The organism is Nocardia sputi, from assembly GCF_023501985.1.
Genome location: NZ_JAMFLC010000030.1, coordinates 43,400 through 67,397 on the forward strand (window position 1 = coordinate 43,400; position 23,998 = coordinate 67,397).

The following is a 23,998-nucleotide window of genomic DNA, read 5'->3' on the forward strand; positions in this document are numbered from 1 at the left end:
GGAAGCCGGAGGGTCAGGCCCGCGTGAACCGAACGACCTGCGCGCCGTTGCCGAACTCCTTGCGCTGCACCGGGGTGAACAAGGTAGGACGGAACGCGCCGGAGAAGACAGGTACGCCGGCGCCCGCGACGACCGGGTAGCACTTGAGGATCATTTCATCGATCTCGCCGAGCAGTCCGGCGGCGAGTTTGCCGCCACCCGCGAGCCAGATGTCCCCGCCTTCGGCCCGCTTCAACTCCCGCACGAACTCGACGGGGTCGCCGTCGACCAGCTCGACGGCCGGGTCATCGATCCGCCCGAGCGTGCTGGACACCACGTACTGCTTCAGGTGCGCGTACGGGCTGGTCACGCCGATGGCCAAGGCCGGAGCGTAGGTGCCGCGACCCATCACGACGCTGTCGCAGCGCTTGTTCGGTTCGTCCACCGGCATCCCCGCCTGCGGGCGGACATGGCTCGGCACGAATTCCGGGTACGAGGCGTTGATCCAGGCCGCCATCTCGTCGTCGTACGGATAGAAGTCGTACTCCCCCGCAGGGCCGGCGATGTAACCGTCCACGGACATACCTATGTAGTAGACAAGCTTTCGCATACCCATACCGCCTAACTCGTTGTACTCTGTCCGTAGTGATCTGAAATGTAGTACTACGAATGGAGTGGTGTCAAGTGCGGACCAACCCGGAACGACGACAGGCGCTCGTCGACGCCGCGATCGAAATCCTCGCGCGCGACGGCGCACGGGGACTGACCTTCCGCGCGGTGGACAAGGAGGCCCAGGTACCGGTGGGCACGGCATCCAACTACTTCGCCAACCGCGACGACCTGCTCACCCATGCGGGCAGGCGGTTCTACGAGCGGCTACAGCCGAGCGAAGCGACCATCGCCCAGCTGACCGAGGGTCCCAAGACCCGGGCGAACATCCTGGAATTGATGAAAGAGACGGCCGGACGTATCGAGGCCTTCCGCACCGGCTACCTGGCGCTGCTCGAACTGCGCCTGGAGGCGACGCGGCGACCGGAGTTGCGCGAGGTGCTGACCGCCCGGGTGCGCGAGGACATCGAGTACAACGTGCGCAACCACCTGGAGGCGGGGCTGCCCGGCGACGAGAAATCGGTGTTGCTGCTCTACCTCGCGCTGAACTGGCTGATCGTCGATCGGCTCACACTGCCGGGAGTGTTCACCGAGGAACAGGGCCTGGAATTGATCGAAGCCGCGGTCGAGCGCGTCATCGGCGCGGAGGACTGAATCGGATCGGGCGCACCTTGCGCGAACGGTTGTGACGCACACCACTGGCGTTCGATAATGGGGCGATGATGGCACATGTAGGAGATCGACTCTGCGTGCACGGACACGTGGTGGGAGAAGTGGATCACCTGGCCGAGATCATCGAGGTCCGCGGGCCGGACGGGACGCCACCCTACGTGGTGCGTTACTCGGACGGTCACGAGTCGCTGGTGTATCCAGGGCCCGACGCCATCGTCGAGCCCGCCACGTCGGAATGAACGCGCCCTGAGATGAACGCCGCCCCGAGATGAACGTCGCGCCGGGCCGAGCGTCGGCGGCTGCCTTCGCTCGGCCCGGCGCGGGCTTCGTCCGGTCGCCCGCTAGGCCCGTCGCCTGCCCAAGCGCGTCAGCGCCAGGGCGATGAGCGCCGCGACCAGCACCTTGCCTGCCGTTTCGATGATCGCGTTGACGTCCACGGCGGGGTGCCAGGTCAGTTGACCGTCGCGTAGCACGTACGCGCCGACGGGCTTGGCGCTCACCCCGAAGCCCACGCCTTCACCTTCGCCCTCTCCGTCCGCGCCGTTCGAGCCGCCCCCACCGCCACCACCGCCGCCCCGGACCGAGGCGGCGGGAATGACGATCGCCCCGCCGGATTCGTAGGGGTCTCCGTAGACCCGGCGCACCGTGATCACATCCCGCGCCTGTGCCAGCAGTTCGGCGTATTTCATCACAACCTCCCGCCCGGACCGAGGACGCCGGAAACCGGCGTCCATTCGGGCTCGATGGTAGGCGCACGAGCCCCGATCGGCCGCATCCTTCCACTCGGAAGTTGTTCCCCGGGTTGCCGATCCCCGATCTCGACCTGATAACGGCACGTTATCCGGTTAGCCGAGAATCGGTCTGGCGCAGTCAGGTTGACGAAACCGTCAAAGCGCGGAGACAATCGGCCGACTTGTCCAACCGGGGGTCGGGAGTATGCCATGCGCACCAAAACGGATATCCGATTCTTCGTCGACACCGATCCCGAACAGGTCATGGACGCTCTGACGGCCGTCGAATCGCTCCCGGAATGGTCGACCTCCTACAGTGATGTCCGGGTCGCGACACGCGACGCGCTTCGCAGGCCCAGGCGCGTCTTCGTCAAGGCGGAGCTGCTCGGCAGCTCGGATCTGCAAGTGCTGGAATACGATTGGACCGACGACCGGTCCTCCTGGATCGTCGCCGACAGCACCAGGGGCGTGCGTGGCGGCGGCTTTTTCGAAGTGTCCGACAGCGTCGACGGCACGCACGTCTGGTACCACGTCGAACTCTATCTGCCCCTCCCGGTTCCCGGATTTCTCGTCAAACGCACTTTCCGCAAGGCCAACGAAGTGGTCGTGGAGTGCTTCATCGATTTCGCCGAGCGGTTCCCCGAAACGGAGACCTATCAACCCGTATAGGCGACCGCGACGCTGCGCTCTGCGCGAAACCGGTGGCCGGGCGACGCAGCCACCCGGCGCCGGACTGGCCGGGGTGCGACGATGAGCGTCATGATCGGTTCCAAACGGGCGCGCTTCCAGCCGATGGCCGAAGGCGGCTCGGTGACCCAGCTCGAGTTGTTCTTCGACTTGGTGCTCGTCTTCGCGTTCACCATGGTCACCGCCTCGGCCGCCGAGGAGACCAGCGCGAAGAACATGGTGCGTGCGCTGCTGGTGCTCGCGGTGATGTGGTGGCTGTGGATCGCGTATTCCTGGCTCGGCAATGTGGTCCGAGCCGACGAGGGCATCGCACGGGTCGCGATGTTCGCCGCGATGGGCGGGGCGTTCCTCGCCGCGCTCACCATCCCCGAGGCATTCCAGGACGCGCCGGGCGGATGGTTCGGCCCGCTGGTCTTCGCCATCGCGTACCTGATCGTGCGATTGGTGCACCTGGGCATGTTCTGGCTGGCCAGTTCCGGAGACTCGCAATTGCGCAACCAGCTGCTGCGCTGGGCGCTCGGTTCGATCACCCTCGGCACGACGCTACTGGTCGTCGCGGCGCTGACCACCGGTCGCGTGCAGATCGCGCTGTGGATCGCCGCGATCGTGGGCGACTACCTCTGGACGCTGTTCGCGGGGACCGATTGGCGGTTGAAATCGGCCACTCATTTCGTCGAGCGATACGGGCTGATCATCATCGTCGCCCTCGGCGAATCGATCGTCTCGATCGGCATCGGGGTGGCCGGCCTCCCGATTTCCTGGCCGATCGCGCTCGGCTCCATGCTCGGCCTCGCCATTTCCGGCTTGCTGTGGTGGGCGTATTTCGACGTCGCCGCCCTCGCGGTGGAGCACGAACTCATCCGCGCCAAGGGCAAACGGCAGATCGAGATCGCGCAGGCCTCCTACACCTTCTGGCATTTCCCGATGATCGTCGGGATCATCGCGCTGTCGCTGGGACTGAAGAAGGTTCTCTACTACGTCGGGGACTCCTCACATCACACCCTGACGGACGCGCTGTACGGAATTCCGCTCTACGCCCTGTACGGCGGCGTCGCCCTCTATCTGATCGCACTGGTGGGGTTCAAGCACTACGCGACGGGGCACATCACGGCGCCCCGGGTCGTCGCGGTGGCGGTGGTGCTCGCGCTGATCCCGTTGGCCTGCGCCCTGCCCGCGCTGGCTTCGCTGTCCCTGCTGTGCGCCGTCCTGATCGCGCTGATCGCCTGGGAGACCGTGCGTTTGGCGCAGCCACGAGACGAGATCAGGCACGCGGTACCCGAGTGACGTGGTGGCGCACGCAGTCCTCGTCGGGTGTCCGCCCGTACGCGGACGGCGGCACCCGGACACCGTCGCGGACCGCGTCGCGGATCTGATCGATGTTCTCCCGCAACATGTCCGCGACGAGTTCGTCGGTGCGCGGGTCCTCCAGCACCTGGAACACGATGCGGAACGTGGTGTCGGCGATCAACCGGATGATCTCGTCGTGGAACGGGATGTAGCGCACCCGGCCCGCCTGCGGGTCCTTCTTGATCAACTCGAGGATCATCTCGTCGAGTTCGGCGCGGTTCTCCTCCAGCGCGGCCGCGATGTTGCGGGTGTAGTGGCCGGTGCGCAGCACATGCGCCACCTCGTCCATCACCGCGATCGTCATCGGACGGCGAATGGTGTCGACGATGGTCGCCACGAACCGGTTCACCACCGCGGCCGTCACCCGGTCGCCGAACACGCGGTCGGCCACCCGGGCGAGCCGGACGAGGATCACCACGATCCGCAACAACCGGAAGCCGCGGAAGAACGGGCTGGTCACCGGGATCATGCCGAGGACTTCGTACCAGTAGACCAGCGGGAAGGTCCACGGCCAGCCCGCGCGGCGCCAGCGCCACAGGAACTCGGCCGCGAACACCGCGCACAACGCCCAATCGACGACCACGATCACGCGGTAGGTGTGCCCCGACACCGGGAAGAAGGTGATCCAGGCCACCAGCGCCACGGAGACGATGGCCAGCGCCAGCATCAGGAAGTCGGTCCACAGCATCGGCGGCTTGCGCGGATAGTCCTGCGGCTGCGCCGGTTCCCGCAGACCGTATCTGTCGACGGGCGAACTCTCGCTGCCCGAGCTGGTGGTGGGAGCGGACACTGCGGATCCCTTCGACGCCGAACGGTGCCGCCGACATTAGTACGCGCAGAGCATGCCCGGCACGGTTGGCGATACCCCGGAAGCGGAGCCGGAGGAACTCTCCGCCCGGCGCCCGCGAATCAGCGACCGGCGCGGACGATCGCCTCGATATTGCGTTCGGCCAGTGCGGCGATGGTCAGCGACGGGTTGACCGTTCCGGTGCTGCCAGGGATCGCCGCGCCGTCCATCACGTACAGGCCGGGGTGGCCGTGTACCCGGCCGTGGCCGTCGGTGGCACGTCCCAGCACCGCTCCCCCGAGCGGATGCGCGGTGAACAGCGCGTTCGCGTCGTAGCCGAGAGCGCTGTACTCGACGAGGGCGTCCGCCCGCTCGGCGATCCGGCGGTCGACCGCCCTGGCCGCCGCCACGGTGTCGTCGCGGTTCTTGACCGACCAGCTCAGCCCGACCCGGTTCGAAGCCCGGTCGTAGCCGAACCGGGTGCGGGTCGGATCCAGCACCATGCCGAGCGAGGCGAGCGCGCCGGTTTCGAACGGGATACCCGGGATGTACCAGCTCTCCAGGGTCAGCGGCACGCCGGACTCGTCGAAGATCCGGCTCGCGCTCGGCACGCCCTGGCCCTGACCGGCCACCGCGCTGGCTCCGCGGGCGAGCACCACGTCACCGTTGGTTCCCCAGCCGTCGCCGATGTGCTCGTTCAGTTTCGGCAACGCACCGGTGGCCTGGGCGCGCACCAGCAGTTCGGAGGTGCCGATCGACCCCGCGCCGAGGAAGAGCCGATCACAGGTGAGGGTCCGGGTGGCCAGCACGTCACCGGTCGGCGACAGCTTCGTCACGGTGACCGCGTAGCGGCCGCCGGATTCCTGCGCGATGGCGTCGACCCGGTGGCCGGGGAAGACTCCGCACCGGCCGGTGCCCTGCGCGTACGCCAGGTAATTCTGGTTCAGGTCGAACTTGGCGCCGTTGGAGTTGCCCAGATTGCTCCTGGCCGCCGTGGCCGAAGCCCTTGTGGCGCCGGCGAGTTCACCACGCAGGATGTCCCAGTTGAAGATCGAGTCGTTCGCCCTCGGCTGGTAGCCGGCCTTGCGCACCTGGTCGTCCCAGGCGCGGGAATGCGCGAACGGCGAGGAGTTGTAGATGTCCGCGGGCATCGGGCTCAGCCGCAGCATCTCCCGCACGCGCGGGTAGTAGACGCGCTCCATCTCGCCGTACTCGACCGTACCGCCGAAGACGTGGTCGAAGAAGCGGCGTTCCGGGGCGATCATGGCTCCGCTGAAGATCACCGAGCCGCCGCCGACCGCGGCCGCGCGCCAGACATCTATGCCCGGATACTCGGTGCAGTCCAGCACGCCGCCGAAACTGGCGAAATGCATCGGCACCTTGGTGACGCCGGTGAAGTGGGTGCGGTGCCAGAAGCCGCGGCCGTCGGGCAGGTCGTCGCCGGTGAAGATCTCCCGCCACGGGTCGTTCGGCCAGCGCGAACCACGTTCGAGCACAGTGGTGCCGATCCCCGCCTCGGCCAGACGCAACGCGGTCACCGCGGCGCCGAAACCCGAGCCGATGACGATCGCTGGGGAGTGCTCCGGCGGGTCGGGGATCGGGGCGAAGATCTCCGGCACCCAGGTACGGAACAGGGCCTCCCAGGCCGGATCCGCGGACGCCGCGCTCCTACCCGCCAACGTTCCTACAGCACCGAGCAGGGCGGCCGTGCCTGCCGCCTTGAACAGGGCACGTCTACGCACCGGTCACCTTCCATCATCAGGCTTAGCGTGCGCAGATTACCGGTATTCCCGATTTGTGAATAGATATCCGTTTTTGCTATCAGTCGAACGGCAGCTCATCCACGCGGCAGGTCGCGCCGGGAGCAGGTAACTGCAAGTCGATGAGATAACGCTCGCGAAGCTTCCGGGCGCAGTCGCCGAGCGGTGTGTGCCCGTAGCCGTCGTCGACGACGACCAACCGGGCGTTGACCAGTTCCTGCTGCGCGCGCCGCGCGGCGCTGAGCGGGGTAACGGGGTCGAATCGATTGTTGACCAACAGAGCTGGGGTGTCCGACCGCAGGATCCACGGCCCGGTATAGCGCTGGGCATAGCCCTCGGGCGGCGACGGCCAGGAAGCGCACGGCTGGCGCAGCGACAGCCAGAAAGGGCCGTAAGCCGGACTGATGCCCGCGAGTTCCCTTGCCAGCGCGGACCATTGACCCGGATCGCGCGGGAAGGTGTTGTCCGCGCAGGAAATCGCGATGAATGACTCCAGGAAGTCGTACGGTTCCTCGGTGGCCGAGAGGATCTCGCCAACAGCGTCCGGGTCGCCCGCGGGTCCGCGCTCCAGTTCGGCGAGCAGTTGGGCCAGGGCGGGCCAGCCCTGTTCCGGGTCGTACAGCAACAGCGCGTGCGACGACACCACCTCGGCGTAGGTGACCGTACGCGCCCGCTCGCCGGTCCCCACCACCACCGGCTGCGCGCGAAGCCGTTGTAGCACAGCATCATTGCGAGCCCGCAGATCGTCAGGGCGGACGGGGTCGTCCGCAGCGCGCCGCACCACGGCATCGCTCCGGCCGTCCGCCGCGAAGGCGCAGCGCGCCCGGCCCGCCTCCGCGCACAGCCGCAGGAATTCACCGAGTACTTCTTCGGTCCCGGCCGCGGTGGTCTCGATGGAGCTGCGAGTGTCGTTGGTGTAGGTCTCCGGGTCGATCATCGACGCCAGGTGCAGCCCACGCACCCGGTCGCCGAACAGCGCGCCGTATACCTGACCGAGATAGCTCGCGTAGGAACCGCCTGTGTAGGTCAGCCGCGGGTCGTCGACCGCGCGGCGCAGCAGGTCGAGATCGCGCGCGACGTCGACGGTGGTCAAGTGCCCGAGCAGGGCGCCGCCGTGCGCCGCGCACCCGGCGGCCAGCTCTCGGCTCGCCGCGTCGGCCACACGCTCCTGCTCCGGATTCACCGGCGGCAGCAACACGCCGGACCAGAACCGTCGCTGCCGCTCGGCGTCCGGGAAACACCGCACCTGCCCGCTGCGGCCGACTCCGCGCTGATCGAAGGTGATCACGTCGAAGCGGCGCGCGAGCTCGCCACCGAGCAATTCCCCCTGCGCCGCCCAGCGCAGTCCGGAACCTCCCGGCCCGCCGACGGCGGAGAACAAAGTGCCGATCCGCCGTTGCGGGTCGGTAGCCTGCTGACGCACGACCGCCAGCCCGAGGGTCGGCCCGTCGGGGTGCGCGTAGTCCACCGGCACCTGCGCGGTCGCGCACTGGTACCCGCTCATCCCCGGCTCGGTGCACGGCACCCAGTCCAGCCGCGGCGTCGGCGCGGCGTCGGCCTGCGCGACCAGGTCCGCGACCGCTGACTCGTGTCGGCTCGGCGGTCCGCCGCAGCCGCTCACCGCGGGAAGCAGCCCGGCGAGCACGGCGACGATGACGATCTTCCAGCTAGGCACGGCATTCATCCTGTGCCCCCGTGCGGGCGGGCGTCGTCACCCTGAGGATTGACATCCGACCCTGAGATCGCGGCGCGGCTCACCGCGACAGTCCGGGCAGCCGCCGTCGATTCGGCGTCCCACCGCCCGCACCGCGCCATCGCCACCGAGAGTCGGCGTCAGCCCGATGGGTACGGGCACATGCGCGCGGGGCCGTCCCCCGCGACTCCGGCGTGCGCGTTTCCGGTGCCATGAGCGGCCTCCTAGGACGTCAGAAGGCGGGTCACCGCGATCAGGCCGACCACGACGATGACCGCGCGCAGCACGGTCGGCGGCATTCGCCTGCCCATCCGCGCGCCGAGCTGTCCGCCGATGATCGAGCCGAGCGCGATCAGCGCCGCCGCGCGCCAGTCCACCTCCGCCACGACGATGAAGATCAGCGCCGACACCGCGTTCACGATCAGGGCGAGCGCGTTCTTCGCCCCGTTGAGGCGCTGGATGTCGTCGTGCACGAAAACACCGAGCAACCCGATCAGCAGCACGCCTTGGGCAGCGCCGAAGTAGCCGCCGTAGACGCCGGCGGCGAAGATCGCGGCGAACAGGATGGGGCCACCGTGCACGGGCGCGGGAGCGCCGTCGTTCTCCCTGCGGCGCTTCACCCAGCTCGCCAGTCGCGGCTGCACGACGACCAGCACCAGCGCCACGATGATCAGAATGGGCACGATCGCCTTGAACGCGCCGGCCGGCAATACCAGCAGCAGCACGGCACCCGTAATGCCCCCGAGCAGTGACGCGGTGCCCAAGCGCATCAGCCGGTCGCGCTGACCTGCTAGTTCGCGGCGGTAACCGTGGACGCCGCTGATCGAGCCGGGGACCAGCCCGATGGTGTTGGAGACGTTCGCGGTCACCGGCGGCAGGCCGAACGCCAGGAGCGCGGGAAACGTGATCAGTGTGCCGGAGCCGACGATGGTGTTGATGCCGCCCGCCGCGATACCCGCACCGAAGACGGCCAGTTGCTCCAGCCAGGTCATACCAATCCTTAGACGTCCCGTAGGGCAAGGCCCGTACCAGCGTTGTCCACTGCGGACCGACGGTAGTGGTGTCGTCGGATCACCCGACGACGGGACCTCCCTTCCCGACGGTAGGGAGGCACGGTAAACTCGCGGACATCATGCAGCGGGCACTTCTTCTCGACCGCCGCGACGGGGTCTGATCGGACCGGCTCCCGTCGCGGGGTATTGCCGCGCCGGTCGACCCAGCCCATTGGGAAAAACGACATCCTCGGGAGAACCGCCCATGTCCCCTGCTGACGCCTTCGTATCCGGCGCCCGCACCATCACCGCGCCGAGCAAACCCGCCCCCGCCGATCAACCCGGCTGGAACAAGCAGAAGAACTCCTCGATGCCGACGTTCCGCTATCGGCCGTTCGCCGAGGAGGTCGAGCCGATCACGCTGCCCGACCGCACCTGGCCGGACAAGGTCATCGACCGGGCGCCCGGCTGGTGCGCGGTCGACCTGCGCGATGGCAACCAAGCGTTGATCGACCCGATGAGCCCGGCCCGCAAGCGCCGCATGTTCGATCTGCTGGTGCGGATGGGTTACAAGGAGATCGAGGTCGGCTTCCCCTCGGCGAGCCAGACCGATTTCGACTTCGTCCGCGAGATCATCGAGGACGGCGCGATCCCCGACGACGTGTCGATCCAGGTACTGACCCAGTGCCGTCCGGAGCTGATCGAACGGACCTTCGAGGCCTGCGCGGGCGCGCAGAACGTCATCGTGCACTTCTACAACTCCACCTCGATCCTGCAGCGGAAGGTGGTGTTCCGCGCCGACCGCGAATCGGTGAAGAAGATCGCCACCGACGCCGCGACGCTGTGCCTGGAGATCGAGAAGCGCTACCCGGACACCAACTGGCGTTACGAGTACAGCCCGGAGTCCTACACCGGCACCGAGCTGGAATACGCCAGGGACGTCTGCGACGCGGTCTCGGCGATCATCGCCCCTTCGCCGGAGAAGCCGCTGATCATCAACCTGCCCGCCACCGTGGAGATGGCGACCCCGAACGTGTACGCCGACTCGATCGAGTGGATGAGCCGCAATCTGGCCCGCCGGGACTCGATCGTGCTGTCGCTGCACCCGCACAACGACCGCGGCACCGCCGTCGCCGCCGCCGAGCTGGGCTACCAGGCCGGCGCCGACCGGATCGAGGGCTGCCTGTTCGGCAACGGCGAGCGCACCGGCAATGTCTGCCTGGTCACGCTGGGGATGAACATGTTCTCCCGCGGCATCGACCCACAGATCAACTTCTCCGATATCGATGAGATCCGCCGCACCGTCGAGTACTGCAACCAGCTGCCGGTCCACGAGCGTCACCCCTACGGTGGCGACCTGGTCTACACCGCGTTCTCCGGCAGCCACCAGGACGCCATCAACAAGGGCCTGGACGCGATGAAGACGGCGGCCGACGCCGCCGAGTCCGATGTCGACGACATCGTCTGGGAGGTGCCCTACCTGCCGATCGACCCGAAGGACGTCGGCCGCACCTACGAGGCGGTCATCCGGGTCAACTCGCAGTCCGGCAAGGGCGGGGTCGCCTACATCATGAAGACCGACCACGGGTTGGCGTTGCCGCGCCGGCTGCAGATCGAGTTCTCCCAGGCGATCCAGAAGATCACCGACGGCGAGGGCGGCGAGGTGACGCCCAAGGAGATGTGGGATGTCTTCCACCAGGAGTATCTGAGCCCGATCCGCCCGCTGGAGCGGATGCGCCAGAAGGTCACCGCGTCGGAGACCGACGGCGGGGTCGACTCGATCGTGGCCGTGGTGAAGGTCGAGGGCGTCGAACAGGAGATCACCGGCAAAGGCAACGGGCCGCTCGCCGCGTTCGTCGACGCGATCGCCACGGTCGGCTTCGACGTCGAGGTCCTGGACTACTCCGAGCACGCCATGTCCGCGGGCGACGACGCGCAGGCCGCCGCCTACGTGGAGTGCGCGATCGGCGACCGGGTGGTGTGGGGCGTCGGCATCGCCACCTCGATCACGACCGCGTCGCTGCGCGCGGTGGTGTCGGCGGTGAATCGGGCGCACTGACAGCGCCTCGGCGACACATCCGATCGGGCGTCGTGACGGTTCTGCCGCGCGGCGCCCGATCGTGCTGGCGCAGACCACTTGTCGGTGGCCGGTCGCTCCCCACGTCCGGCACGCCTACCGCAGGGCGGCGTAGCGAACCCCGTGCTAGCGTTGGATTCGCACTCCAAGCGCCGAGCTCTCTGCTCGAATTCCCGAGCAGATGGGGGAACCGTGACAACAAACGACCACAATCCGACCTCTCCGCCCTGGCTGCAGAGTCATTCCGTGGATACGGCCGAAGTCAGCGACGCGGAGTCATCGGCCACCGTCCCATCGGCCGAGGCGATCGGCGGCGCGGAAGCGAAGGAACCCGACGTGGCGGATGGGCCGGCCCAGCCGGACGCACAGCCCGAACAGCCGGAGCCGCAAGGCTCGACGGAACAGACCACGGTCTACCCGCAAGCGGCCGTGCCGCCGCAGTCCTGGGCTCCCCCCCAGGCCGGGCCTGCCGAACCCTACGGTTCGTACGCCCCGCCGAGCCCTGGCGCGTACCCGCCACCGTCGCCCTTTCCCGGGGAGACGTTCCCTACCGGCGCATTTCAGCCACCGTCGAGTCACAGCGGTAACCACCCCGTAGCCACGCCGCCGGACGGGCCCAATCCCGGTTACGGCGAGTACCGCCAGGAGATCGGCGGCGACGGCTTGGTCCGGCGTGTGCCCATGGACTCCGCGCAGCCCGAACCCGCTGCGCCGCAGCCCGATCAGCCCAGCGGCCCGATCTACAGCTGGGCGCCGCCGCCCCCGCCGGTGACGCATCAGCCTCCGCCGCCTGCCTACCAGCATCAACCGCCGCCGCCCCCGATCGGGCAACCGCAGGTGCCGAGCTGGCAGGGCGGGCCTGCCCCGCATCAGTCCGCACCGCCGTTCCAACCGCAGCATGTGCCGCAGCCCGGCCAGCCGGGACATTCGGTGAACGACCTGAATCTGCTCAGACGGGCTCGCAGGGCGCCGCGCAGTGGTTGGCGCCGTGCGGTGCACAAGGCGTCCGGCGGCATGATCAACCCGGGCGAGTCGGCGGCCGACATCGTCTACCAGGACCTCGTCGACCGGGTGAACCAGCCGGTGCGCGGCGACTACCGGATCGCGATCCTCTCGCTGAAAGGCGGCGTCGGAAAGACCACCACCACGGTCGGTCTCGGCTCCACCTTCGCCTCGCAGCGCGGTGACCGGGTGATCGCGATCGACGCCAATCCCGATCTGGGCACGCTCGCGCACCGGGTGCCGCGGCAGACCCGCTCCACCGTGCGCAATCTGCTCGAGGATCAGCACATCACCAGGTACTCCGACGTGCGGGCGCACACCTCGCAGGCGCCGAGCCGCTTGGAAGTGCTTGCCAGTGAACAGGATCCGGCGGTCTCCGAGGCCTTCAGCGAAGCGGACTACCGCAAGGCGATCAGCATCCTGCAGTCGTTCTACAACATCATCCTGACCGACTGCGGTACCGGCTTGATGCACTCCGCGATGGCGGGCGTGCTGGATATGGCGAGCTCGCTGGTGCTGGTCACCTCACCTGCCATCGACGGCGCGCGCAGCGCGTCGGCCACGCTGGACTGGCTCGACCACCACGGCTACGGCAAGCTGGTGGAGCGAACGGTGGTGGTGGTCAACGCCTCCCGGCGCGGCGCGTCCACCGTCGATCTCGACCAGCTGCGCAAGCTGTTCCTCGACCGCACCCGCGCGGTGCAGGTGGTGCCGTTCGACGACCACCTCGCCGAAGGCGCGGAGATCGATCTGGAACTGGTGAGCAAGCCGACGCGGCGGGCGCTGCTGGAATTGGCGGCGATGGTCGCCGACGACTTCGGCTACGTCAGCGCGCAGGCCCAGCACCCCTACCGGAATCAGCCACCGCACGGGTTCTGATCGGCTCGGCACCGCCGCCGGTGATCATCCTCGTGTGGCGGTGTCCTTTCCGTTCCTCGTCTCAGGGTCGGCGGTCGCCAGCGCGGCGGCGGACTCGAACGCCGCGAGCACGGCCGCGATCGCCGGACGGGCGTCGGCCCGCGGACGGGTGGCCAGTTCGTACAACCGGGCGGCACGCACGCCGGACAGCCGCAGCACCGCCAGCGCGGGGTGGCCGACGGCGTAGCGCGGCATGAGCGCAACGCCGTAGCCGGTGGCGACCAACGTCTCGATGACGCGGAAATCGTTGAGCCGCTGCGCGATGCGCGGCTGCACACCGGTCACGGTGGCGATGGAGCGCAGCACGTCGTCGACGGGGAAACCGCCCCGCACACTCAGCCAGGTCTCGTCGGCCAATTCCTCCGGTGCGACCGACGAGCGGCCCGCGAGACGATGGGTCGGTGCGGCCACGACATCGATGGGCTCGCGCATGAGCACCTGGGTCGCGACGCGCGGGTCGGTGATCGGCGCGGCGCGTTCGTCGCGGTGGGTCAGGACCACGTCGTAGTCGGCGAGCAGTCGCGCCACTTCCGAGGGTGGCACGTCCTCGTCCCGCGCGATCACCTCGACACCGCTGTCCACCATGCCGGGCAACACGTGCGGCAGCAGCAACGCACCGCCCGAGGGGAACACCGCGACGCGGACCCGCCCGCGCGGCGAGCCGCGGTAGTAGGCCATCTCGGCGACCGCGCGATCCATGGCCGCGAGCACCTCGTCGGCGCGCACCACCAGGGCGCGGCCCGCGTCGGTCAGCCGGACCCGCCTGCCGTCGGGTTCGAGCAGGGCCACGCCCGCTTCCCTGGCCAGCACCTTGAGCTGTTGGGAGACGGCGGAGGGCGTCATGGACAGCGCCGCGGCCACGGCGGCGACGGTGCCGCGGTCGGCGAGCTCACGCAGCACACGCAGTCTTTCCAGAGCCATGGGCGGGCCGGGCGCGGCGATTGCATCCTTCAACTCCATTAAGAAAAGCTACATCATTGATCCATAATTATTCGATTGTTCTGATTGTTAGCGGGCCGCACGATGAATGGCGTGACCAACCGTGACCGCCTGCTCGGCTTGACCGTCGTCCTGCTCTGGGGATTGAACTTCCTCGCCATCCGGGTGGGGCTCGACCACTTCCCACCGTTCTTCTTCGCGGCGCTGCGCTTCGCGGTGCTCGCGGTTCCCGCGCTGCTGTTCATTCCGCGCCCTCCGGTGCGGATGCGCTGGATTCTGCTGTACGGCACCGGTTTCGGCATCCTGCAGTTCGCGTTCCTGTTCACCGCCATGCGGGTGGGCATGCCGACCGGACTGGCCTCGCTGGTGCTGCAATCCTCCGCGCCGTTCACCGTGCTGCTCGGCACGCTGCTGCTGGGTGAGCGGATGCACCGGGCCCAGGTCGCGGGCATCGCCGTCGCGGTGGCAGGCATGGCGGTGATCGGCTGGGACCGGCTGGCACACGCCACACTGCTGCCGGTGCTACTGACGCTGGCGGGCGGCCTGGGCTGGGCCTTCGGCAATATCGGCGCGCGCCTGGCCGGGACCGAGACCCCTGGTGTCAACCCGCTGCACCTGATGCTGTGGACCACCGCGATCCCGCCGGTGCCTCTGTTCGCGCTCTCCGCGCTCGTGGAGGGGCCGACCACGGGGGCTCGCGCCCTGGTCGAGGCGTTCGCACCGGCGGGCAGGCCCGCCCTGCTGGCACTCGCCTACATCGCGGTCCTCGCCACCGTGGTGGGGACGGGGTTGTGGACCTACCTGCTCGGTCGCTATCCGGCCGGCTTGGTCGCGCCGTTCTCCCTGCTCGTTCCGATCGTCGGGATCGCGGCGGCGTGGACTTTCCTGGGCGAGACCCCGACCCCGTTGTCGCTGGTCGGTGGAGTAGTGGTGCTGGCGGGCGCGTTCGCGGCCACGTCGAGCAGGCCCCGTGCGGTCAGGGCGGACGCCTGCCTCGAGACACCGAGAACGGTCGCTATCACCGGGCAACCGGCCTGAGCGGGCGGTCACACCTCCCCGCCGGGTGCTCGACCGCACAGTCGCCGCGATCCGCACGGGCGCTTCACGGGGTCGGTGCTCGGTGATCGGTTTGCCGCTTTAAGGTAGTGCCCGGCGTGGAAGTTGGTCCCTAGGCTAGGCAGCAGAGCGGCGCATGGCAGACAATCAGTGGACCGTATCGCGAAGAGCATTGCTTCGTAACACGGTCGCAGCGGGGGTGGCTACGGCGGGGGTACTGGCGGCGGGTGCGCTGCGGCCGACGCCGGCCGCGGCGGATCACGGCGGCAGACGAGTCGCGGTACTCGGTGGCGGTGTCGCGGGCCTGACCGCGGCGCATGAACTGGCCGAACGCGGATTCCGGGTCACCGTCTACGAAAAACGCGCGTGGGGCGGTAAAGCCCGCAGCGTCGGCGTGCCGGGCACCGGAGCGGACGGGCGCCCGGACCTGCCCGGGGAACACGGCTTCCGCTTCTTCCCCGGCTTCTACCAGCACGTGCCGGACACGATGCGCCGAATCCCGTTCCCGAACAATGCCAACGGCGTCTGGGACAACCTCGTCGCGGTGCCGGAAGCGCGCTTCGCCCGGCGCGGCGGCGACGACTTCCGCGTTCCGCTGGGTCCGCGCGCCCGCACGGCATTCGATCCCGATGGCTTCCGTGAAACGCTCGGCGCGGCGCTGTCGACCACGTTGAAATTGCCGCCGGCGGAGGGCGTCTACTTCGCCGGACGGCTGCTGGTCTTCAACACCAGCTGCGACGCGCGCCGCCTCGGCCAGTGGGAGGCCACCTCCTGGCACGACTTCGTCGGCGGCCACGTGCGCTCGCACGAGTTCCGCGCACTGCTCTCGCGCACGCTGACCAGCATCATGGTCGCCGCGAAGGAGAACGTGGCCAGCGTGCGCACCATCGGCACGATGGGCGAGCAGTTCCTCGGCAATCCCTTGGGGATCGGCAACGACGGCGGCCTGGACCGCGTACTGAACGGCCCGACCAACGTGGTCTGGATCGACCCGTGGATGCGGCGGATCCGCGAACTGGGCGCGGAGTTCGTGCTCGGAGCCGAGGTGCGCGAGCTGGAGGTGCGCGACCGCAGGATCACCGCGGCGCGCGTCGTGGACGAGACCGGCGTCCAGCGCACGATCGAGGCCGACTACTTCGTCGTGGCGCTGCCCGCCGAACGGGCGCGCACCTTGTGGTCGCCGCAAGTGCTCGCCGCCTGGCCCGAACTGGCGGGAATGGACAACCTGTCCACCGACTGGATGAACGGCATCCAGTTCTATCTGCGCAGACCGGCAGACATCTCGCGCGGCCACACCGCCTACATCGACGCGCCTTGGTCGCTCACCTCGATCACCCAGAACCAGCTGTGGTGCCGCAAGCTGACCGAGTTCGGCGACGGCAGTGTGCAGGACTGCCTGTCGGTGGACATCTCCGACTGGAACACCCCCGGCATCTTGTTCGGCAAACCGGCCAAGGAGTGCACCCACGAGGAGATCGCTCGCGAAGCGTGGGCCCAGATCAGGGCCCACCTGGACGATCGCGGCGAGGTGCTGAGCGACGCCGACCTGCACTCCTGGTTCCTCGACCCGGGCATCACCTGGCAGGAGGGGCAGCGGCGCAACGCCAACGCCGACCCGCTGCTGATCAACACCGCCGGGTCGTGGGAGTACCGTCCGCAGGCGCACGGGACGTTGGAAAACCTGTTTCTGGCGGGTGATTACGTGCGCACGAATGTGGACTTGGCCACCATGGAGGGCGCCAACGAGTCCGCGCGAGCCGCGGTGAACGCGCTGCTGGACGTGGCCGGCTCCAACGCGGAGCGCTGCCGGATGTACACCCTCTACCGCGCGCCCGAACTGGAACCGCTGCGCCGGATCGACGCCGACCGCTACGCGGCCGGACAGCCGAACATGTTCGACGCCCCTGCGTGAACGGCACGTGGTCGGACTCCCTTCGCCCGAATCGAATTCGATCGCCAACGGCCCGGGACGATGCTTGAATCGAGATATGCGCGAGAGCACCGTCCCGAACGAGATCACCGACGCGGCAGACCTGCGGGAATTGCTCGGCGAGGTGGCGCCGCGCGCCGCCACCAAGGAGCGGACCGCACTGCATGCCAGGGACCGGGAGTGGATCGCGACCTCTCCGTTCCTGGTGATGAGCACCAGCGACGCGAACGGCAACTGCGACGCCTCCCCGAAAGGCGATCCGGCGGGGTTCGTGCGGGTACTCGACGACACCACCCTCGCCATCCCGGAGCGCCCCGGTAACCGGCGCGCCGACGGCTACCTCAACATCCTGGCCAACCCGCACGTCGGCCTGCTGTTCGTGATCCCGGGCCGCCGGGAGACGCTGCGGATCAACGGCCGCGCCCGCTTGGTGCGCGACGCGCCGTACTTCGACGACATGCTAGTGCGCGGTCACCGCCCGATCCTCGCGGTCGAGGTGGACATCGACCAGATCTTTTTCCATTGCGCCAAGGCGTTCATACGCAGCCACCTGTGGGAGCCCGAACAGTGGCCGCAGGACACCTTGCCGAGCGCTGCCTGCCTGGTCAAAGAGGTACATACGAACGTCACCGAGACGGTGGAGGAGCTGGAGCGCTACTACTCGCCGGAGAACTACGAGGCCAAGCTCTACCGCGACTGAGCCGCGTGGCCCACGCCACCCGACCGCGGCGCGCCCGGATCGCGGGGCGAACATAGACTCGCGACGTGGCAGACATATCGGTGCGCGGACGGCTCGCGCTCGCGGCGGCCGCCGCGGCGTCCTGGGCCTCGCAGAAGGCGGGTCGCGGCAAGGGCTCGATGATCGGCGGCCTGATCGCGTTGAAGATCGATCCGACCGTGATGGACCAGCTGGGACGCCGGCGGCGCACCGTGCTGGTGACCGGCACGAACGGCAAGTCCACCACCACGCGGATGACCACCGCCGCGCTCAGCACGCTGGGCGCGGTCGCGACCCAGGCCGACGGCGCGAATATGGACGCCGGCATCGTCGCCGCGCTCAACGCGCACCGGCGCGCGCCGCTGGCCGCGATCGAGGTGGACGAACTGCACCTGCCGCACGTCACCGATTCGTTGAACCCCTCGGCGGTGATCCTGCTGAACCTCAGCCGCGACCAGCTCGACCGGGTCGGCGAGATCAACATGATCGAGCGCAGGTTGCGCGCGGGCTTGGCGAAGCACCCGGCGACCGTCGTGATCGCCAACTGTGACGACGTGCTGGTCACCTCGATCGCCTACGACCATCCCAACGTGGTGTGGGTGTCGGCAGGCAGCGGCTGGGCGATGGACGCGACCAGCTGCCCGCGCAGCGGCGAGCCGATCATCTGGGAGGGCGCGCACTGGCGCAGTACCGGTGCGGACTTCCAACGCCCCGAACCGGATTGGTGGCTCGACGGGGACGATCTGGTCGCCCCGGAGAGCGCGCGCTACCCGTTGCGGCTCGCGCTGCCCGGACGGGCCAATCGCGGCAACGCCGCACAGGCGGTGGCGGCGGCCGTCGCACTGGGCGCCGACGCGCGGGAGGCCGTCGCGGCCGCGGGCACGGTCCGTGAGATCGCGGGCCGCTACCGCACCGTGCAGGTCGGCGAGCACGACGCGCGTCTGCTGCTGGCCAAGAACCCGGCCGGGTGGCAGGAGGCGCTGTCGATGATCGAGCCGACCTCGGCGGGCCTGGTGATCGCGGTGAACGGCCAGGTGCCCGACGGCGAGGACCTGTCGTGGCTGTGGGACGTGCGCTTCGAGCACTTCGAAGGCGTGCAGGTGGTGGCGGCGGGCGAGCGCGCCACCGATCTCGCGGTGCGCCTGACCTACGCGGGCGTGGAGCACACGACGGTGCCCGATCCGGTGCACGCCATCGCGTCGTGTCCGGCGGGCCATGTGGAAGTGCTCGCGAACTACACCGCCTTCCGTGATCTCAACCGTGACCTCGAGGAGCGGGCATCATGAGTGAGTCGACCATTCGCATCGGCTTGGTGCTGCCGGACGTGATGGGCACCTACGGCGACGGCGGCAACGCCCTCGTACTGCGCCAGCGGCTGCGCATGCGCGGCTACGACGCCGAGATCGTCGAGATCACGCTGCCGGAACCGGTGCCGGATTCCCTGGACATCTATACCCTCGGCGGCGCGGAGGATTCCGCTCAGCGTCTGGCCACCCGGCACCTGCAGCGCTACCCCGGTTTGCAGCGCGCCGCCGCGAAAGGCGCTCCCGTCCTGGCGATCTGCGCGGCCATCCAGGTGCTCGGCCAGTGGTACGAGACCTCCGCGGGCGAGCGGGTGGACGGCGTCGGCCTGATCGACGTCACCACGTCGCCGCAGCACAAGCGCGCCATCGGCGAGGTGACGACCACACCCCTGCTCGACGGGCTCACCGCGGCGCTCACCGGCTTCGAGAACCACCGGGGCGGCACCAAACTCGGCGGCGAGGCGCACGGCTTGGCCCGCGTCACCCGAGGCGTCGGCAACGGCGTCGGCGACGGGCTCGAGGGCGTCGTCCAGGAGTCGGTGATCGGCACCTACATGCACGGCCCTGTGCTGGCCCGCAATCCCGAACTCGCCGACCTGCTGCTGATGCGCGCACTCGGCGTCAGCGAGCTGGCTCCGCTCGACCTCCCCGAGGTCGACCAGTTGCGCAGGGAGCGGCTGCGCGCCTGAATCGGCCGGACCGCGATCTCGGCGTCCTCCCTCCGGGGCCGGCCCGGCGAACACGGTGGACGCGGCCGGTGAGCAACGGTGTCTACCCCCGCGCGACGATCGTCCGAGTCGTCGCATGCGGCTGCGAGTCGGCGGCCTGCGTCGGACCCCGGTTCGATAAGTCGGTCGCCGCCACCGAGTTCTGGGACACGGATGTGCCGCGCGCCGGACCGTCTCTCGGAACTCGGCGGCAGCTCGATCGTGATCAGCCGGCCGCGCCGAGCGTCGCCGATCAGCCGCCGACCTCCGTGACATCGACGGAAACGGTGATCGCACTGTCCTTCGCGTCGGTGTAGATGATGCCGCGCAGCGGAGGGACGTCGGCGTAGTCCCGGCCCCAGGCGGCGGTGATGTACCGCTCGTCGCCGAACTGGTCGTTGGTGGGGTCCAGGTCGATCCAGTGGCCCGCGCGATCGTCCTCGTCCGCACCGGGCATCCACACCGCCGCCCAGGCATGTGTGGCGTCCGCGCCGACCATCCGCTCCTTCCCCGGCGGCGGATCGGTGGCCAGATAGCCGGACACGTACCTGGCGGCGAGGCCGTGCGAGCGCAGGCAGGCGACGGCCAGGCGGGCGAAGTCCTGGCACACGCCCGCACGGGCCGCGAACACGTCGGCCACTCGGGTGGACACGGTCGTGGCGCCGGACCGGTAGGCGAAGTCGGTGTAGATGCGGGTGTTCAGCTCGGCCACCGCGTCCAGCAGCGGCCTGCCCGGCAGAAAGGATTCGGCCGCGTACCCGGTGATCTCCGCGGCGATCTCGGGCGGATGCAGGTCGAGGGCGAACTCCCGCGCGAACGGCCCCGTCGCGCTGGTCGGGCGCGCTTTCTCCCATCGCTCGGCGGCCGGTCCCGTGCGATCGTGGCCGGGAGCATCGACTTCCACCAGGGATTCGCCGACGACCGTCAGGGCGCGATGCACGCTGGTGACGTGGAAATAGGAGGTGGTGTTGCCGTACACGTCCCCGCCGACCGACCGGTCCGACGGTGCGGGGTCGATCCGGATGTCGTGGGCGAGCAGTCGCTGGCCCGGCAGATCGCGCGGCGTCAAGTACGCGCGACCGTAGGAGCTGGTGACCTCCCCGGAGTACGCGTACTTGGTGCGATGCTCCACCCGGTAGCGCCGGGCCGCAGCGCCGGGGCCGCTCATCCGACGACCTGGGCGCTGCCCCACAGCGGCTGGATGCCCACCGGGAGCGACAGCGTGGTGGTCTCGAACGATTCGGAAACCTTGCGCAGGCGCAGATGCACTCCCTCCAGCAACTCGGCCAGTTCGGTGCGCCGGTCGTCGGCATCGGTCACCTCGAGATCGTCGGAGTCGAGGCGGCGCAGCATGCGTCGCGCGTCCGCGAGCAGCCGCTGCGGACGCGACGAGCCCGACGCTCCGGGCAGCGCGTGGAAATCGGCGTGGAGCCGGTCGAGTTGATAGGCCAGCGATCGCGGGTTGGCGGTGTCGAAAAGCAGGAGTTCGGCGACGTTCGCGGTCCGCACCGAATCGCGGTGGCGTCGACGGTAACTCACCGAGGACTCGGTGACCCGCAGCACCCAATCGGTGACCTCCCGCTCGGTCTCGTCCGGATACTGCTTGGTGAGCGCGGCCGACAGCAACGCGGTCAGGGCGAGACCGCGCTCGATTCGCTTGCCGATGTCTCTGACGTACCACCCGGTGTCGCGCAGCAGCGACTCTCCATCGATCCCGGACAGCGCGAGCAGCCCGGCCAGGGTTCGCGAATGCACCTCCGACAGCTCCGCCTCCAGGTCGTCGGTCGCGGCCGGATAGCCGGCCAGCGCACGGTCGACCGCGCCGAGGATCATCCAGGTGTCCACCGGCAATTGGTCGCGTACCGCGCGCGCGGCGCTGCCGTACCGATCGATCGCGAAGGCCAGCGATCCGGGCAGCTCCCGATCGATCGTCAGGGTGACGAGGTAGTCGTGGCCCTCGCGGGACGCGCCGGGCACCGGTGCGTCCACCTCCCCTCCCGCGGTTTTGCCCGACCCTGGCGCCGCAACGGCACTCGACTCCTGAGCGTGATGCGCGGTGGATCCGGCCGAGGCGTGCGATCGATCGTCGCCGTAATGCGCGACGCCCGCCTCACCTTCCACGCGGCCCGACAGCGAGAGCATGCCGCGATCGACCGAACTCTGCTGCGGCGCAAGGGCTCGCACCTCCGGACCGAACAGGCCCTCCGTCGGCGCCGCGGTGGCGGTGGCGCGGCCGAGGGCGGCCAAGAGGATCGGCATCGCCTGCGCGCCCTCCAGCCATGGGCGATACCGGAACTCCTGGTAGCGCTCGTGGGTGGCGATCAGGAGGCGGACGGTGTCCTCCGCGCGCTCGCCGTAGCGGCCCATCCAGAAGAAATCGTTGAGCACGCGCGGAGAGCTGATCGCTTCCACCGGCGGTGCGGTGCGCCGTTCGCGCTCCGGGCGCGGCGGCTCGATGCCGATCGCGGCGGCGGCCGTCGGCGCGGCCCGCACCCATATGTCCTTGGCGGCGATCTTGATCGCGGCGCGCTCGGTCGTGCGCTGACGCAACTGGCCGAGTCCGCCGGACATCACGGTGTAGCCGCCGCGATGGGCGAGCGAGAACAGTCGCATGCCGACCGGAGCGGCGGCGAGTCCGTCGTGATCACGAACGGCGGGCGCGACGGAGAACTGCGCCGGTTCCTGGCCTACCCACTGCCACCCGTGCGCCTCGATCCTGGCCTTCACCTCGTCGCGCTGTTCCCGGCTCAGCTCGGGGCCGAACAGCGTGCCCCCGTCGACCGCCGAGCGGAGGATCAACTTTTCCAGATTCGCGATCAGATGCTCGCGCTCCCGGTCGTGACCGCCCCAGTACGACGGCGCACTCTCCAGCAACAGGTCCTCATCGAGGAGCGCACGCGACAGCCCGGGCAGGAAGCCGGCCAGCGCGGGGTTCTCCAACAGCCCGCTGCCGAGGGTGTTCACCACCGTCACCGCGCCGCGGCGCAGCACTTCGACCAGTCCGACCACACCCAGCCGCGAATCCGGCCGCAAGTCCAGCGGATCGGAGAGCTCGGCGTCCACCCGGCGCAACACTACGTCCACCCGTTCCAGCGTGCCGAGCGAGCGCATCCACAGCGAACCGTCCCGCACCACCAGGTCGGCGCTCTCCACCAGCGGAAAGCCGAGCGTGGAGGCCAGCGTCGCCTGATCGAAAGCGGTCTCGGATCGAACGCCGGGGCTGAGCACCACGACCACCGGCTCGTCGTCGGCCTGCGCCGATTCGATCAGCATCGATCGCATCGCCCTGGCAAAGGGCGTCAGCGGACGCGGATTGGCGTGCTCGAACGACTCCGGGATAGCGGTCGACACCACTCTGCGGTCCGCCAGCGCGTATCCGGCGCCGGAGGGCGCCTGCGTCCAGTCGGCGAGCGCCCGGAACTGCCCGTCGCTCCAGCGGCTGAGATCACAGGCGTGCAGGAAGAGCTGATGCCGTCCCGGCACGGTGATGCCGTGCGCGGCCCGGACGTAGCCGCGGTTGCCGAATACGACTTCCGGTGCGAGCAGCCCGGAGCCGAGCGTCCTGCGTGGACCGTAGACATCGGTGAGCACTTCGTCGAGCACGCGGGAGCGCTGTTCCAACCCGGTCTCCAGCCGGGTCCAATCGTCCGCTGCGACCAGCAAGGGAATCGGGTCGAGCCGCCACGGCGCCGGCGCCGTGATCTCGGCCGAAGGGCCGGTCTCGAGATAGGTGATGCCGTCGTCATCGATCAGCCTGCGCACCCGGCCGTCCAGCCTGTCGAGGCCCGCACCGCCGAGTTCGGCGAAGTCGGCGGACAATGCCGACCACATTCGGCGCACTGTGCCGTTGGCGTCGATCAATTCGTCGTAGTAGCCCGCCACGGGCGCACCGCATTCGTCGTACGCGGCGGTGTCGGCGCCCTCTCTGCGGTAGCGCGTGATCTGCTCGCGCACGGTCGTGCCGGGCGCGGTTTCCCGCGGCTCATCGCGCAACGTCACTGCGCCGACCTCACTTCCGCCGCCAGGTGTGCCCAACGGTCGCCGAATGCTTCGCACCCGAATAGGAACGATCACCTCCACCGCTCCACAT

Annotated in this window: 20 protein-coding genes; 11 read left to right on the forward strand and 9 right to left on the reverse strand. The window is 69.1% G+C overall.

The annotated features are described in order from the left end of the window. Nucleotides 1-13: 13 nt before the first annotated feature. Nucleotides 14-589, reverse strand: a complete 576-nt coding sequence (locus M8859_RS31820) for a dihydrofolate reductase family protein (protein WP_159927875.1) — start codon at nucleotides 587-589, stop codon at nucleotides 14-16. A 74-nt stretch (nucleotides 590-663) separates the two neighbouring features. Here M8859_RS31820 and M8859_RS31825 point away from each other — a divergent pair, with 74 nt between their 5' ends. Beyond that, the gene (locus M8859_RS31825; RefSeq protein WP_370523814.1) at nucleotides 664-1,242 is read left to right on the forward strand and encodes a TetR/AcrR family transcriptional regulator; all 579 of its coding nucleotides are present in this window, start codon (nucleotides 664-666) and stop codon (nucleotides 1,240-1,242) included. 65 nt (nucleotides 1,243-1,307) lie between these two features. Continuing rightward, complete coding sequence (locus tag M8859_RS31830; RefSeq protein ID WP_159927871.1) at nucleotides 1,308-1,499, forward strand: DUF1918 domain-containing protein; 192 nt, start codon at nucleotides 1,308-1,310, stop codon at nucleotides 1,497-1,499. A 102-nt stretch (nucleotides 1,500-1,601) separates the two neighbouring features. Here the strand turns inward: M8859_RS31830 and M8859_RS31835 are convergent, their stop codons facing one another. Further along, entirely contained in the window at nucleotides 1,602-1,949 is a 348-nt protein-coding gene (locus M8859_RS31835; protein WP_249645379.1) for a spore germination protein GerW family protein, read from the reverse strand. 252 nt (nucleotides 1,950-2,201) lie between these two features. Here M8859_RS31835 and M8859_RS31840 point away from each other — a divergent pair, with 252 nt between their 5' ends. Then, nucleotides 2,202-2,660 (forward strand): SRPBCC family protein, encoded by a 459-nt coding sequence (locus tag M8859_RS31840; protein ID WP_195072027.1) that lies wholly within the window; start codon nucleotides 2,202-2,204, stop codon nucleotides 2,658-2,660. Nucleotides 2,661-2,750: 90 nt separating this feature from the next. Then, nucleotides 2,751-3,962, forward strand: coding sequence for a low temperature requirement protein A (locus tag M8859_RS31845; RefSeq protein ID WP_159927970.1), 1,212 nt, complete (start codon nucleotides 2,751-2,753; stop codon nucleotides 3,960-3,962). On the opposite strand, the gene M8859_RS31850 is transcribed toward M8859_RS31845, so the two are convergent. The 4 genes from M8859_RS31850 to M8859_RS31865 form a co-directional block, all read right to left on the reverse strand. After that, nucleotides 3,940-4,815 carry an ion transporter gene (locus M8859_RS31850; protein ID WP_223520116.1) on the reverse strand — a complete coding sequence of 292 codons (876 nt, stop codon included), beginning with the start codon at nucleotides 4,813-4,815 and terminating at the stop codon, nucleotides 3,940-3,942. The two genes, M8859_RS31845 and M8859_RS31850, sit on opposite strands and share 23 nt — an antisense overlap. A 119-nt stretch (nucleotides 4,816-4,934) precedes the next feature. Continuing rightward, nucleotides 4,935-6,554: a GMC oxidoreductase gene (locus tag M8859_RS31855; protein WP_195140593.1), complete on the reverse strand. Its 1,620-nt coding sequence runs from the start codon at nucleotides 6,552-6,554 to the stop codon at nucleotides 4,935-4,937. Nucleotides 6,555-6,633: 79 nt separating this feature from the next. Then, nucleotides 6,634-8,247: an alpha/beta hydrolase gene (locus M8859_RS31860; RefSeq protein WP_249645380.1), complete on the reverse strand. Its 1,614-nt coding sequence runs from the start codon at nucleotides 8,245-8,247 to the stop codon at nucleotides 6,634-6,636. A gap of 242 nt (nucleotides 8,248-8,489) precedes the next feature. Continuing rightward, nucleotides 8,490-9,257 (reverse strand): sulfite exporter TauE/SafE family protein, encoded by a 768-nt coding sequence (locus M8859_RS31865; RefSeq protein ID WP_159927861.1) that lies wholly within the window; start codon nucleotides 9,255-9,257, stop codon nucleotides 8,490-8,492. Between the two features lie 265 nt (nucleotides 9,258-9,522). On the opposite strand from M8859_RS31865, the gene leuA reads away from it, so the two are divergent. Together leuA and M8859_RS31875 are read left to right on the forward strand one after the other, a co-directional pair. Beyond that, nucleotides 9,523-11,316, forward strand: a complete 1,794-nt coding sequence (gene leuA / locus M8859_RS31870) for a 2-isopropylmalate synthase (protein WP_159927859.1) — start codon at nucleotides 9,523-9,525, stop codon at nucleotides 11,314-11,316. A gap of 264 nt (nucleotides 11,317-11,580) precedes the next feature. Then, nucleotides 11,581-13,215 carry a MinD/ParA family ATP-binding protein gene (locus M8859_RS31875; protein WP_159927857.1) on the forward strand — a complete coding sequence of 545 codons (1,635 nt, stop codon included), beginning with the start codon at nucleotides 11,581-11,583 and terminating at the stop codon, nucleotides 13,213-13,215. A gap of 24 nt (nucleotides 13,216-13,239) precedes the next feature. Here M8859_RS31875 and M8859_RS31880 read toward each other — a convergent pair whose 3' ends face one another. Then, nucleotides 13,240-14,175, reverse strand: a complete 936-nt coding sequence (locus M8859_RS31880) for a LysR family transcriptional regulator (RefSeq protein WP_159927968.1) — start codon at nucleotides 14,173-14,175, stop codon at nucleotides 13,240-13,242. A 111-nt stretch (nucleotides 14,176-14,286) separates the two neighbouring features. Here M8859_RS31880 and M8859_RS31885 point away from each other — a divergent pair, with 111 nt between their 5' ends. The 5 genes from M8859_RS31885 (at nucleotide 14,287) to M8859_RS31905 (ending at nucleotide 19,890) form a co-directional block, all read left to right on the forward strand. After that, nucleotides 14,287-15,231, forward strand: a complete 945-nt coding sequence (locus M8859_RS31885) for an EamA family transporter (RefSeq protein ID WP_159927855.1) — start codon at nucleotides 14,287-14,289, stop codon at nucleotides 15,229-15,231. Nucleotides 15,232-15,385: 154 nt separating this feature from the next. Continuing rightward, nucleotides 15,386-17,161 (forward strand): hydroxysqualene dehydroxylase, encoded by a 1,776-nt coding sequence (locus M8859_RS31890; protein WP_249645381.1) that lies wholly within the window; start codon nucleotides 15,386-15,388, stop codon nucleotides 17,159-17,161. A 76-nt stretch (nucleotides 17,162-17,237) separates the two neighbouring features. Further along, the gene (locus M8859_RS31895; RefSeq protein WP_159927851.1) at nucleotides 17,238-17,879 is read left to right on the forward strand and encodes a pyridoxamine 5'-phosphate oxidase family protein; all 642 of its coding nucleotides are present in this window, start codon (nucleotides 17,238-17,240) and stop codon (nucleotides 17,877-17,879) included. A 65-nt stretch (nucleotides 17,880-17,944) separates the two neighbouring features. Then, the gene (locus M8859_RS31900) at nucleotides 17,945-19,183 is read left to right on the forward strand and encodes a MurT ligase domain-containing protein (RefSeq protein ID WP_159927849.1); all 1,239 of its coding nucleotides are present in this window, start codon (nucleotides 17,945-17,947) and stop codon (nucleotides 19,181-19,183) included. Then, complete coding sequence (locus tag M8859_RS31905; RefSeq protein WP_159927847.1) at nucleotides 19,180-19,890, forward strand: type 1 glutamine amidotransferase; 711 nt, start codon at nucleotides 19,180-19,182, stop codon at nucleotides 19,888-19,890. Before M8859_RS31900 ends, M8859_RS31905 begins: the two co-directional genes overlap by 4 nt. Nucleotides 19,891-20,161: 271 nt before the next feature. On the opposite strand, the gene M8859_RS31910 is transcribed toward M8859_RS31905, so the two are convergent. Both M8859_RS31910 and M8859_RS31915 read right to left on the reverse strand, forming a co-directional pair. Further along, a complete protein-coding gene (locus tag M8859_RS31910; RefSeq protein ID WP_195072019.1) occupies nucleotides 20,162-21,076 on the reverse strand; it encodes a transglutaminase family protein in 915 nt (304 codons plus the stop codon). Then, the gene (locus M8859_RS31915; protein ID WP_249645382.1) at nucleotides 21,073-23,907 is read right to left on the reverse strand and encodes a circularly permuted type 2 ATP-grasp protein; all 2,835 of its coding nucleotides are present in this window, start codon (nucleotides 23,905-23,907) and stop codon (nucleotides 21,073-21,075) included. The genes M8859_RS31910 and M8859_RS31915 overlap by 4 nt, the downstream gene beginning before the upstream one ends. Nucleotides 23,908-23,998: the final 91 nt, after the last annotated feature.

What these genes read in the sequence shown, in the direction of transcription:
- M8859_RS31820 (WP_159927875.1), bottom strand. Translation starts at nt 589, where the DNA reads ATGCGAAAGCTTGTCTACTACATAGGTATGTCCGTGGACGGTTACATC.
- M8859_RS31830 (WP_159927871.1), top strand. Translation starts at nt 1,308, where the DNA reads ATGATGGCACATGTAGGAGATCGACTCTGCGTGCACGGACACGTGGTG.
- M8859_RS31835 (WP_249645379.1), bottom strand. Translation starts at nt 1,949, where the DNA reads ATGAAATACGCCGAACTGCTGGCACAGGCGCGGGATGTGATCACGGTG.
- M8859_RS31840 (WP_195072027.1), top strand. Translation starts at nt 2,202, where the DNA reads ATGCGCACCAAAACGGATATCCGATTCTTCGTCGACACCGATCCCGAA.
- M8859_RS31845 (WP_159927970.1), top strand. Translation starts at nt 2,751, where the DNA reads ATGATCGGTTCCAAACGGGCGCGCTTCCAGCCGATGGCCGAAGGCGGC.
- M8859_RS31865 (WP_159927861.1), bottom strand. Translation starts at nt 9,257, where the DNA reads ATGACCTGGCTGGAGCAACTGGCCGTCTTCGGTGCGGGTATCGCGGCG.
- leuA (WP_159927859.1), top strand. Translation starts at nt 9,523, where the DNA reads ATGTCCCCTGCTGACGCCTTCGTATCCGGCGCCCGCACCATCACCGCG.
- M8859_RS31880 (WP_159927968.1), bottom strand. Translation starts at nt 14,175, where the DNA reads ATGGCTCTGGAAAGACTGCGTGTGCTGCGTGAGCTCGCCGACCGCGGC.
- M8859_RS31890 (WP_249645381.1), top strand. Translation starts at nt 15,386, where the DNA reads ATGGCAGACAATCAGTGGACCGTATCGCGAAGAGCATTGCTTCGTAAC.
- M8859_RS31895 (WP_159927851.1), top strand. Translation starts at nt 17,238, where the DNA reads ATGCGCGAGAGCACCGTCCCGAACGAGATCACCGACGCGGCAGACCTG.
- M8859_RS31905 (WP_159927847.1), top strand. Translation starts at nt 19,180, where the DNA reads ATGAGTGAGTCGACCATTCGCATCGGCTTGGTGCTGCCGGACGTGATG.
- M8859_RS31910 (WP_195072019.1), bottom strand. Translation starts at nt 21,076, where the DNA reads ATGAGCGGCCCCGGCGCTGCGGCCCGGCGCTACCGGGTGGAGCATCGC.